At 39.1% G+C, this 12,337-nt stretch carries 12 protein-coding genes; 2 read left to right on the top strand and 10 right to left on the bottom strand.

Annotation, left to right across the window (positions count from 1 at the left end; genetic code table 11):
- Positions 1 to 3: 3 nt before the first annotated feature.
- The 6 genes from rseP to AWM74_RS08465 form a co-directional block, all read right to left on the bottom strand.
- On the bottom strand, positions 4 to 1,269 hold the full coding sequence (gene rseP, locus AWM74_RS08490) for an RIP metalloprotease RseP (RefSeq protein ID WP_034258163.1): 1,266 nt from the start codon (positions 1,267 to 1,269) through the stop codon (positions 4 to 6).
- Between the two features lie 47 nt (positions 1,270 to 1,316).
- On the bottom strand, positions 1,317 to 2,114 hold the full coding sequence (locus AWM74_RS08485; RefSeq protein WP_026465953.1) for a phosphatidate cytidylyltransferase: 798 nt from the start codon (positions 2,112 to 2,114) through the stop codon (positions 1,317 to 1,319).
- A gap of 14 nt (positions 2,115 to 2,128) precedes the next feature.
- Positions 2,129 to 2,875, bottom strand: a complete 747-nt coding sequence (locus AWM74_RS08480; protein WP_026465952.1) for an isoprenyl transferase — start codon at positions 2,873 to 2,875, stop codon at positions 2,129 to 2,131.
- A gap of 309 nt (positions 2,876 to 3,184) precedes the next feature.
- Positions 3,185 to 5,086, bottom strand: a complete 1,902-nt coding sequence (locus AWM74_RS08475) for a carbohydrate-binding domain-containing protein (protein WP_236702832.1) — start codon at positions 5,084 to 5,086, stop codon at positions 3,185 to 3,187.
- A 74-nt stretch (positions 5,087 to 5,160) separates the two neighbouring features.
- Entirely contained in the window at positions 5,161 to 5,838 is a 678-nt protein-coding gene (locus AWM74_RS08470; RefSeq protein ID WP_026465950.1) for a DUF4956 domain-containing protein, read from the bottom strand.
- Positions 5,828 to 6,568, bottom strand: coding sequence for a polyphosphate polymerase domain-containing protein (locus tag AWM74_RS08465; RefSeq protein WP_026465949.1), 741 nt, complete (start codon positions 6,566 to 6,568; stop codon positions 5,828 to 5,830). The genes AWM74_RS08470 and AWM74_RS08465 overlap by 11 nt, the downstream gene beginning before the upstream one ends.
- Before the next feature lie 205 nt (positions 6,569 to 6,773).
- On the opposite strand from AWM74_RS08465, the gene AWM74_RS08460 reads away from it, so the two are divergent.
- Complete coding sequence (locus tag AWM74_RS08460; RefSeq protein ID WP_026465948.1) at positions 6,774 to 7,463, top strand: response regulator transcription factor; 690 nt, start codon at positions 6,774 to 6,776, stop codon at positions 7,461 to 7,463.
- 3 nt (positions 7,464 to 7,466) lie between these two features.
- Positions 7,467 to 8,822, top strand: coding sequence for a sensor histidine kinase (locus AWM74_RS08455; protein ID WP_081665648.1), 1,356 nt, complete (start codon positions 7,467 to 7,469; stop codon positions 8,820 to 8,822).
- A 137-nt stretch (positions 8,823 to 8,959) separates the two neighbouring features.
- Here the strand turns inward: AWM74_RS08455 and frr are convergent, their stop codons facing one another.
- The 4 genes from frr to rpsB all read right to left on the bottom strand — a co-directional run bounded on the left by frr (position 8,960) and on the right by rpsB (position 12,163).
- Complete coding sequence (frr, locus tag AWM74_RS08450) at positions 8,960 to 9,520, bottom strand: ribosome recycling factor (protein ID WP_026465947.1); 561 nt, start codon at positions 9,518 to 9,520, stop codon at positions 8,960 to 8,962.
- A gap of 13 nt (positions 9,521 to 9,533) precedes the next feature.
- The gene (gene pyrH / locus AWM74_RS08445; RefSeq protein WP_016897476.1) at positions 9,534 to 10,253 is read right to left on the bottom strand and encodes a UMP kinase; all 720 of its coding nucleotides are present in this window, start codon (positions 10,251 to 10,253) and stop codon (positions 9,534 to 9,536) included.
- 119 nt (positions 10,254 to 10,372) lie between these two features.
- Positions 10,373 to 11,251, bottom strand: coding sequence for a translation elongation factor Ts (gene tsf, locus AWM74_RS08440; protein ID WP_026465946.1), 879 nt, complete (start codon positions 11,249 to 11,251; stop codon positions 10,373 to 10,375).
- 153 nt (positions 11,252 to 11,404) lie between these two features.
- Positions 11,405 to 12,163, bottom strand: coding sequence for a 30S ribosomal protein S2 (gene rpsB / locus AWM74_RS08435; RefSeq protein ID WP_026465945.1), 759 nt, complete (start codon positions 12,161 to 12,163; stop codon positions 11,405 to 11,407).
- Between the last annotated feature and the right edge of the window lie 174 nt (positions 12,164 to 12,337).

The raw sequence follows: 12,337 nt of genomic DNA, 5'->3' as shown, positions 1-12,337 counted from the left end.
TAATTAGCCAAACATGCGCATAATATCGTTCCAAGTAACTGCAATCATTAGGACAATGACTAGAACAGCACCTACGATATTGATCATACCTTCTGTTTTAGCTTGTAGTGGCTTACCTCGGACCAATTCGACCAGGTTCAAGACTATTTTACCACCGTCTAAAGCTGGTACGGGTAGTAAATTGACAATTCCCAAGTTAATACTTAAAGAAGCTAGCCAAGAAATAATACCTGTCATCCCAAAGGAAACGACTTGCGAGGTAGTTTGGTACATGTAAACTGGCCCACCAAAGTTGTTGATATCAAAGCCAGTTTTAAACATACCCCCAATTATAGAGAAAATACCTGTAATCATGGTCCAAGCGCTTGTAAAACCAAAGGTGATTTTGGCCATAAATGACGTATCTTGCGCTCGTTGGGCCCCAATTACCCCAACTGTTTCACCTGATTCTGTCTCTGTTGCTTGTGGTGTCACCGAAATTTCTTGGTCTTGACCATCACGGTTGATGGTAAAAGTAAGTGATTGGTCTGGGTTTGATTGTATAATGGCTTGCATATCGTCAAATGATTCGACCGCTTGATCGTCGATTGACACGATTTGGTCACCGGCCTCTAGTCCTGCTGCTTGAGCTGCAGAGTCTGCTTGAACGACACCAATTTCGGCTTCGTTTGACCAGACACCGCCTTGCATGAAGGCTAGTAGGATGAAAGCTAAAACACCTAGGATAAAGTTGTTCATTGGTCCAGCGAAATTAACGATTAGTCGTTGCCAGATGTTGGCAGATTGGAATTGACGTTCTATGGGCGCGACTTTCACGATCGTTCCGTCAGATTCAACGATATTAGCTGTTTTTGACACTTGGTAACGGACCTTCTCTTCGCTACCGTAAGGAATACCTTCAATGAACATCTCTTCTTCTAAGTCAGCTGCCCATACTTCTAAAGGTAAGCCTGCAAAATTTTGGCCCTCATTTTCCAACGAAATGGTGTCTACAATATCGTCTTCACCCTGTTCGATGACGACTTGCATGCCCTTAGTTAGGGTGTCTGACATTTCTTCTAATCCAGCCATACGGACGTAACCGCCGATTGGCAACATCCGTAGCGTGTATGTCGTTTCTTCAGCTTCGAAATGGAAAATTTTCGGTCCCATACCGATAGAGAATTCGCGGACTAAGATGCCCGCTTTCTTGGCAAAATAATAATGCCCAAATTCATGGACAATCACGATAACTGAAAATATAAATATAAATGCAATAATGGTCGTCATAATGCGCTCCTTACTATGATAAAGCTTTATTAAAGCGATGAGACTGGTTAAGATCCTAAGAATGGAATCAAGAAATAAAACATGGGTAATACCATTAAGAGACTATCAAATCGGTCAAGGAAACCGCCATGACCTGGCATAATATTACCTGAGTCTTTGACTTGGTAAGTCCGTTTTATGGATGATTCTACTAAGTCACCAATCTGTCCTAAAAAGCCTAAAATCACGGCTAAAATCAAATTATCCATAATTGATATGCCAAAGATGTTGTTAAAATAAAGGACGATACTTGAACAGATAAAGGCTCCTATGATGCCGCCTAATGATCCTTCAATGGTTTTATTAGGTGATACTTTTGGTGCTAAGGGAGTTCGGCCAATTTGGCGACCAACTAAATAGGCAAAGGTATCGTTCCCCCATATAATGATTAAAACGTAAATAACCGGCAAGAGCCCCATTAATCTCGTCTCAATTAATAAGTGAAAACCACGGCCAACGTATAAAGCCGCTAAACTAATGACCCCTACTTGTTCAAAGTTAATATCCTCTGGTTTGAAGACCATTATAATCAATAACATGGCTAAACCAGCGAAGTAAAGCGTCATATAGTCGATTTCTTGTGGCAGTAGTGCTAGATAATAAGACGGCAGCAGTTGTAACATCATGGTGATTAAACCGATAATCCCCCGCCATGAGGGGAATGGAATTTTTGCCATTTGTAAAATTTCATAGTAAGCAACCATTGCAATAATCGCTACCATCAAGTCAAAAGGACGACCACCCATAAACAAAAGTGGGATAAAAATGGCAAGAGCAACAACAGCGCTGATAACTCTTTGTGTCATGAGATCCCCTCTTTCTATTTGTTATCTATCGCTCCGAATCGACGGTTTCTACGTTGAAATTCGCCAACACATTCTTGCATGACAGCTTCATCAAAGTCTGGCCATTTCGTGTCAGTAAACACCATTTCACTATAGGCCAACTGCCACAATAAGTAATTCGATAAACGAACTTCCCCACTTGAACGAATCAATAAATCTGGGTCGGCATATTCACCTAATTGAGCTGTATATAAGTTATCTGAAATGGTTTGTTCAGAAATATCTTTCACTTTTAAGTCGCCATTTGCTACTGATGTGGCAATATTTTGAACGGCTTTGGTGATTTCATCACGTGAGCCATAGTTAAAGGCAATATTCAAAATTAAACCAGTGTTGTCTTTAGTACGATTCATGGCATTTTGAATATATTTCTTAGTCCCTAGTGGTACTTTATCGAAGTTCCCACTCATGCAAACTTGTACATTATTGTCGATTAAATCAGGTAAGATTTCATCGTTTAATACTTTGGGTAAGCCCATTAAATAATTTACTTCGGTAATTGGTCGCTTCCAATTTTCAGTTGAGAAGGCATATGCTGTCAGTACCTTCACGCCCATTTTATGTGCTGCGATGACCACACGTTTTAGGGCTTTTAATCCCTCTGAATGTCCGTCTGTTCGTTTTAATCCGCGAGCTTGTGCCCACCTACCGTTTCCGTCCATGATCACCGCGATGTGATTGGGTACTAGTAATTCTGGATTATAGTTTACTTCTGTCACCATATTGAACCTCCATTTGTAATTCTAGACAATTGTATCAAAAATTTGGAGAAAAACCTATACTTATCCCTTAGCTCAGCAGTTCTTTTACTATGCACAGGCGCCTTTAAAGTTTAGGTGTGGCTTGATATAAAAAAAGAAAATATTACAAGTAGATAGTCGCTGGTAAGTAATCTATCTAACAGGTGCAGTAAAGCACATATTTTTAAAATGATTTTAACGTAACAAGCAAATGTATACATTTGCTAAATAACCGAAGAGGCTAGCCCTTAAGCTAACCTCTCCGGTGGTTTTTTCAAATTTAATTATGTTTTATTGAGCTGGCTGTCCTGGTTGACCACCACCCATCATGCCAGTTGCACTTGCAGTTTCACCTGATGATGTGAGGTTTGTGATTGTATCCGTTACAGAAAGGTCTGCAAGTTCCGTACCATTTGTCACAGTACCACCTTCATATAAGCCATTGCTTTCTTCACCATCATTTTCACCACCAGATACTAAGGTATATGTAGCTGTAGTTAAGTCTGGGTTAGAAATCACTACATGACTATAAGATTTTGTCGGTGTGAAGGAAACCACTACATTCCCCTCTTCATCTAAAAGGCTAATTAATTCATTTGCTTCTTGTGTTGTATCATAAGTAATACCTAAGGAAACTTGACTACCTTCAGAGGCATTTTGCGCCATGTCCGAAGTACCTGTGGCTATTAAACTACCACCAGTAATATTAAATGAGCTACCATAGTCTAAACTACCATTACCACCGGTTGTTGTCCCGTTTATAATCACGACACCACCAGACATGTCTACTGTACCGTTAGAATCAAGACCGTCACCTTCAGAGTCGACAACTAATGTACCTCCTGTGATGATCAATTGTTTCGATTCATCTACGTCCATGCCGCCACCCATTTGACCGCCGGCAAAGCTATCTTCACCAAATGTACCAATTGTTATTTCTGTATCAGAACCACCACCAGCATTTAAACCGTCATCTGAAGCGACTACAGAAATATTACCACCCTCGATTTGAATGACTGAAGATTCAATCCCTTCGTATGACTCTTGGATATCAATCGTACCATCTGAAATGGTTAAGGTCTCATCGGCGTGCATACCGTCATCACCTGAGGCAATGGTCATCTCACCACCAAGAATGCTAATAGCACTATTTGCGTGTATACCATCATCGGCAGTATTTAGGTTAAGTATACCTGATGAAATTTCTACTGTACCAGTGGCTTTTAATCCTTTATAAGATTCAGCAGTATCAATATCTGTGGATGTTGAACCCTCAGCCGTTTGAATGGTAATATCTGCGTTTTGAACAGCTAATTTTGTGACTGCTTGAATACCATCACGTCCTGAATTGATGCTAAAGGTACCACCATCAATATAGACATTACCAGAGTCTGCATCTTCTTCATTATTGGCTTGGATACCATCACCTTGTGCTGTGGTTAGGTTGTAAGTACCATCTAAAATAGCTACTGTATCTTTACCTTTTAAGGAATTATTCACTGCCGTCACTTCATACTCACCTGATACCAAAATTAGGTCGTCTTTAGAACGGATACCATTTGAATAATTCCCTTCAACCACTAATTTACCATCACCATTGATGACTAAGTCCGCTTTTGAATAGAAAGTAGCATCCGGTTCAGTTTCATCCGTTGCTAAGATATAAGAAGTTCCGTCTGTTAAGGTATTGGTTGTACCTGAAGCAAGGGTTGTGACGACTTTTTCCCCTTCAGTAATATATACGGCCGGACCGTCTTCATTATTGATGGTTACCCCGTTGAAGATTAAGTTTACTTTATCCTCTGCCCCTACTGAAACTTGTAATTGCCCGTCACTTAAACTACCTTCGATGACGTAAGTACCTGCTTGAGTAATCGTCACTGTTGATCCGTCTACAGTTACCCCATCAACAGCTTCTGTTCCGTCATCAGACAAGGTAATTGTTTGTGCTTCTTCGCTGACGTATGAGGTCTCTAAATCTTCATCCTCATAGGTACCATAGGTGTCCGTAGCAGCACCATTTGACTCATCGCTAACGCTAGAGCTTGTACTTGCTTGTTCGCTAGACGTGGTAGTTGAGTCACTTGTAGATGACCCTTGTACAATTTGATCACAAGCCCCTAGTAGCAAACCTGCTACTAGTATGGGCATAATGGCCTTTTTCCCATTTAGTTTTTTCATTTTAAATTTCATGTGTATTTCTCCTTTTATGATGTGGACTTGTCAGAATTAATATTTTTGGACTCAAAATTTCTTTGATTTTACTTCTATAGTGCATCTGGCGTTGTGGCAACTTTACCTAAAACGACTGGCAGATTACCATTTCGTACTCTAACTTCATCGATTAAGGTTTTTTCAAAAGTTGTATCTTTCATCAATAAGTGGTACCGCAATTCATATAGGCTACCCATTGTAGTTGTACGAACGCTTTCTAAGCTGGCAATATCCGTATATTTTTCAAAAATATCTTCAAATAAATCTGGGTAATCTAAGTCTTCTGGAATAGTAATTTTTAATTCACGTTTGATATTATTGCCATCTTCACCAAATGGTAATTTGTATAAGATAACGAGTAAAGTAGCTACGATAATTGAGAAAATAGTGACATAACCGACGTAACCCATACCGGTCGCTAAACCGATACCCATTGCCCAGAATACTGAGGCAATATCACGGGAACCACCAGGTACTGAACGGAAACGAATCAGTGAGAAGGCCCCTAGGATGGCAACCCCTGTACCTAAGTTTCCGTTAACCAGCATAATAACTGATTGAACTAAAACAGGTAGTACGGCTAAAGTGATAATGAAGTTTTTAGAATAGGCATTTTTGATCATGTGGACACCGGCAACCAACATCCCTAAGACAATGGATACCAGGAAACAGATTAATACTTCGCTAAATACTAAAGTTGTGGCATCTGCTGAAAATATACTAGTTAACATGTAATAATTCTTCCTCTCTGTATAAGTGACGTTCGTAAGTTTCTGCATATTTAGAAAAACTTGATTTTCTAATTTGATACTTATCTAGTAGGCTGACAAACCATAATGGATAGGCCCCTAAAGCTTTCACTTCCATAAGTACACCCAGTTCTGGTGCAACCAGGTCCCCTTTATCATTTTCGATGATGCCTAGTTGGTCATTTTGGTAACGAATATTTTGGTCAAACGTCACCCTGAATTCGCCATCTTCGTGGTCAAATAAGGAAACACGGTCATATGCAATCAGGACTTTTGGTGCTAATGTCCGATTCTTTTTGAATAGCCAAGTGATTTCAGATTCAATCTGTTTAGAAATTGGTAGGTTGTTTTCCCCAGCTTCATCTGGGAATTCACCGCATTCTAACCATTTTAGATATTCATCATATGACATAGGGATTCGACGTTTATAGACAATTCCGTTAACCTTCTTCTTAATTTCTAAAAAGATTAATGAATCTTCTCCAGGTACCCCGTATGCACGGATACGGAATTTTTCTTTATAGACTGGTTTATCTATTGATCTTTTGATTAAGCGAAAATCATCGGTATCAAAATAGAGGGATAGGATGGTATGTTGTCCATACTCATCAACTGACATTTCTTTTTGTAGGTCATGGAAGAATTTATGGAAGTCTTCTTGACTCAGGACGTATTTAGTTTCCTTACGTTGAAAAACATTTTTAAGTTTCATGATGTTTCCTCCTCATTTCTTAAGGCCCTAAGATAAGCTTGTTTACTGGATTATTGCTTACCGCCTCTTGCGATAATGTTAATTTACACGTTCAAGCTTAAAGTTAACTTAAATGGCTTTTACTTTAAAAATTCTTAAGTCTTTTTATTTTTCGGACTAAACATGATAAGCTAATAAAAACTTGCAGAGAAATGAGCGTGACCGCATGATTCAAATAATGATTGTAGAAGACGACAAAATTTTATCTGATAATATTAAAGAGATTTGCTCGGACCTAGCCCAAGTAGCAATTACACAAGTCTATAACGGGGATGATGCCCTATATGAAGCCAGTGGGGAAACTTATGACCTGATTATTCTCGACTTAATGCTTCCTGGTATGAACGGTTATCAGATTTTATCGAAACTGAGAGCTGACCATATCAAAACCCCCGTCCTTATCCTGACCGCAAAAGACGGTTTAGAAGACAAAGTCGAGGGCTTTCAATCGGGTGCTGATGATTATTTAACCAAGCCTTTTTACAGGGAAGAATTACTGCTACGGATTCGTGCCCTACTAAGACGGTCACTTGGTTTATTTGATGATAATCAATTGGTCTATAAAAATCTGACGATAAATCTAGAGAAAAATGCGATCAGGGTTGGACAAGAAACCCTTCCTATCCTTGGAAAAGAATTGGACCTGCTGATTTATTTGATTCAAAATAAGGGGATTATCCTGACAAAAGAACAAATTTTCGACCGTATTTGGGGTTTTAATTCAGAAACGGCGATTACAGTGGTAGAAGTCTATATGTCTAATTTACGGAAGCATTTAAAGGCCCACCAATTAGACAAGTCTATTACAACGATTCGAAATGTAGGCTATATGTTAACGGAAACTGAAGAGGAATAGCCTATGTGGAAACAAAATAATCATCACAAAACACGCAATCATCAAAAGAAAAGTACCTATGAAAACCGGTCTGTACGACAAAGGTGGCATTATTTTATCTTGAATGTCAGTGCCTTTGCAGCTGTATTTCTAGCACTTGGCGTGATTACTATACAAATTTTACATGCTACTGCCTATTCGGAAACAGACATTTCTTTAAGAAATCTGGTTGCTAATACCCAAATGATTTCAGATGCAATTAAACGTTCGACTGACGACTTTGTCCCTAGTCAAAGTAAGACAGACCACCCTGAAGAGCCCGGTTTAAACCGATTTAACAGTCAAGTGGTGCTTTGGAGTGCGGAAGGGGAAATCCTTAACCAAGATGGTTTGGGAGACATTTACAGCCAAATCACTAGCCTAGACCTGTCTACTGAAACCTTGGACGAGGTTGAAGAAGTGACAATTACTGACGAAAGTCAGGAATACCATTTCCGTACGATTACAAGCACTGCACCAGAAAATACCGGCAATGTTGCCTATATCACGGTCCTTTCTAATACTGACCAGATTGACAACGCGGTTGCCAATTTCCAACAGATTTTAATTGTTTCCTTGATTTTTTTCTGGTTGATTTCAATCGGCATCGCCTATCACCTATCCAGAGTGAATATGAAACCTATTTTAAAATCTTGGAGAAAGCAACAAGAGTTCGTCGAGAATGCCTCCCATGAATTACGAACGCCATTAACCATTATTCAAAACAATTTAGACCATTTATTCACCAAGCCAAATGCTAAAATCATCGACGAATCTGAAAGCATCGCTCAAGCCTTAAATGAAACACGACGGCTGACGGGTTTAACCACGGACCTTTTGACTATTGCCCGCGGGGATGCGAATGAACAGACACTCGATTTAACATTAACGGATATTCAACCCTTTATTAAGCATACAACCGATCCATTTAGAGATCTTGCTACTTTAGCAGACAAGGAATTTAAACTCTTTAATAATGGCAAAGCGATTGTAAAAGTCGACCAGAAGAAAATCCACCAAGTCTTGGTCATCTTGTTAGATAATGCTTTGAAATATACCCAAGAAGGAGATACCATCACCGTGGATTCGCACACTAGTAAACGGCACTGGTATCTTTATGTCAAAAATACAGGCAGTAACATTGCTGAAGAAGATAAGGACCGAATTTTTGAACGTTTTTATCGGGATTCAGCCTCAAGAGCCAGCGAAACATCTGGTTACGGACTAGGTTTAGCTATTGCCAAACAAATTATCGAAGACCATGAAGGGAGTATCACTGTTGAAGACGGTCATCCTCAAGGCGTCATATTTACCATTCGTTTGCGCAAAAACTACGATTAACAAGAAGTTCAATGGCCATCCCGGTCTACATAATCGACCAGCAAAATATCCCATATAGATATACGAAAAAAGCCAACAGGTCATCTAATAGGATGCCTGCTGGCTTTCTTTGTATTATTGTCTGAACAGATGCTAGATTAAACGTTCATGATTTCGTCTTCTTTATCAGAAGCGATTTTCTCAACGTTTTTAATTGCAGCGTTTGTTAAGTCTTGAATGTCACTTTCGTATGAACGTACGTCATCTTCAGTGATTTCTTTTGCTTTTTCAGCTTTTTTCGTTTCATCAATCGCGTCACGACGGATGTTACGGATAGCTATTTTAGCGTCTTCCAAGTCTTTTCCAACTGTTTTACTTAACTCTTTACGACGTTCTTGTGTTAAAGCTGGGATAATCAAACGAATTACAGAACCATCATTTGTAGGTGGAATACCTAAGTCAGATTGTTGTAATGCACGGTCGATATCATTTAAAGAACTTTTGTCGTATGGAGAGATTTGTAACATACGAGGCTCTGGAATAGTGATTGTTGCCAATTGACGTAAGTCAGTTGGTACACCGTAGTATTCAACAGTAATGCCGTCTAGTAAAGAAGCATTGGCCACACCAGCACGGATACGTGCAAGCGTACGTGTAAATGCTTCTTCAGATTTCAACATACGGTCTTTTGTTTCTTTTAGTAAATTATCAATAGCCATTGAAAATTCTCCCTTACCCTTCTATTGTAGTACCAATTTCTTCACCAAGGATAACACGGCGGATATTGCCTTCTTCATTTAGGTTGAATACAACTAAAGGAATATTGTTGTCCATGCTTAATGATGAAGCTGTAGTGTCCATTACTTGTAGATTGTTGCTGATGACTTCTAAATGCGATAATTTTTCGTATTTAACAGCAGCGTCGTTCTTACGAGGATCGTCTGAATATACACCGTCTACGCCATTTTTCGCCATTAAAATAACATCTGCTTCAATTTCAGCAGCACGTAGAGAGGCTGTTGTATCTGTTGAGAAGTAAGGATTACCAGTACCCCCAGCAAAAATAACGACACGTCCTTTTTCTAAGTGACGCTCAGCACGGCGGCGGATATATGGTTCCGCGATTTGACGCATGTCGATTGAAGTTTGTACGCGAGTTGGCACGCCAATATTTTCTAAAACATCTTGTAAACCTAGGGCGTTCATGATTGTTGCTAGCATACCCATGTAGTCTGCTTGTGCACGTTCCATACCCATTTCTTCCCCAGTTTTACCACGCCAAATGTTACCGCCACCTACGACGATTGAGATTTGTACGCCTAAACGGTGAACTTCTTTGATTTCTTTAGCAATACCCTTCATTGTTTCTGGATCAATACCGAAACCGTTGTTACCAGATAAAGCCTCACCTGAAAGTTTCAAAACTACGCGTTTGTATTTAGGTTCTGTCATTCTATTCTCCTTACTAAAAAGGTTGAGAAAGAAACCTTTCCCAACCTATTTTAAATTCCCTCTTCATTACTTCTCTATTTTAAGCAAATTCAAAAAGTCTATATCGGGATGTTGTTAAATTATTTACCCATTTGAGCAGCAACTTCACTAGCGAAGTCGTCTTGGCGTTTTTCGATACCCTCGCCGACTTCAAAACGGAAGAAACCTTTGATTTCAGCATTGTTTTCTTTTGCAACTTCTGCAACAGTTTTGCTGTCATCTAATAAGTATTTTTGATCAACTAAGCAGATTTCTGCGAAGAATTTACGTAAACGACCAGTAATCATTTTTTCAACGATTTCTTTTGGTTTACCTTCGTTTAATGATTGTTCAGTAAGAACTGCTTTTTCATGTTCGTAAACTTCAGCAGGTACAGATTCTTCGTTTAAGAATTGAGGTTTCATACCACCGATGTGCATAGATACCATGCTAGCAAATTCAGGGCTGTTACCGTCAATTAATGTAAGAACAGAAATACGTCCACCTTGGTGAGAGTATGTACCAAATTCTTGGTCATCTGTTTTTGTTAAAGTTTCAAAGCGACGTAATGAGATTTTTTCTCCGATTACAGCAGCTTTTTCTTTAATGTATGTATCTAAGTCTTTACCTTCAACAGTTACATCAGTTAAAGCAGCTTCTACAGTAGCAGGTTTTTGCTCTAAGATAGCTAATGCAACAGTTTCTAGTAATTCAACGAATTGATCGTTACGTGCAACGAAGTCAGTTTCAGAGTTAACTTCTACAATTACAGCGTCGTTCCCTTTAGCTACAGCTTTAGTTAAACCTTCAGCAGCAACACGGTCAGCTTTCTTAGCAGCTTTAGCGATACCTTTTTCACGTAGGAAGTCGATAGCTTTGTCCATATCTCCGTCAACTTCAACTAAGGCTTTCTTAGCATCCATCATACCTACACCAGTGCGGTCGCGTAATTCTTTAACTTGTTTTGCAGTAATTGCCATTTAAAATTTTCCTCCTAATTGCATGCATTCTTTAAAAAAAGGCTATCTTAACTAAGAAGGAAAGCCGAATATAGCTTAGACAAACTTAATCAGATAGCCATCTACTGTTTATATTTTACTACTAATTGAAGTAATCTTCAACTAAAGCAATGCTTACTCAGCAACCTCGTCTAAAACTTCGTCACCTTTGAAGTCTTCAACTGTTACATCTTGTTCAGCTTCTTCTTGAGCGCCTTGTTTAGCTTCAAGAATTGCTTCAGCCATACCACCAGTGATCAATTTGATAGCGCGGATAGCGTCATCGTTTGAAGGGATTACGTAATCTACGTCATCCGGATCACAGTTAGTATCAACCATAGCGATAACAGGGATGTTTAATTTGTGTGCTTCTTGGATCGCAATTTTTTCTTTACGAGGGTCAACAACAAACATAACATCTGGAATACGTGGCATATCTTCGATACCGCCTAAGAATTTTTCTAGACGTTCTTTTTCTTTCAATAAGCCAACAACTTCTTTTTTAGGAAGAACGTCAAAAGTACCGTCTACTTCCATTTCTTTAATATTTTTTAAGTGTTTGATACGTTTTTGGATAGTTTCCCAGTTAGTTAAAGTACCACCTAACCAACGGTGATTTACGTAGTATTGACCTGCACGAGTCGCTTCGTCAGCGATTGAATCTTGTGCTTGTTTTTTAGTACCTACGAATAACGCGATACCATCGTTACCTACTAAATCACGCATAGCGTTGTAAGCTTGGTCTACTAACTTAACAGTTTTTTGTAAGTCAATGATGTAAATACCATTACGTTCAGTAAAGATGTATTTATCCATTTTAGGGTTCCAACGACGTGTTTGATGTCCAAAGTGAACACCAGCTTCTAATAATTGTTTCATGCTAATAACTGGCATGTTAAATTCCTCCATTTGGTTTTTATTTTTCCGCCCCTATTTCAAAGACTCGCCACTAGCAAATGCTAGCACCACGCGATTCCATCCATAAGGTGTGAAATATGTGTCATTTGACACTCGAATATATTACCATAACCCACCACCCTTTTCAAGCCATTATTTGAAAAAGGGCGA

The sequence above is a fragment of the Aerococcus urinaeequi genome (genome assembly GCF_001543205.1).
GTDB lineage: Bacteria > Bacillota > Bacilli > Lactobacillales > Aerococcaceae > Aerococcus > Aerococcus urinaeequi.
Note: the sequence above shows the minus strand (reverse complement) of the source record. Positions and strands in the feature narration are given on the sequence as shown.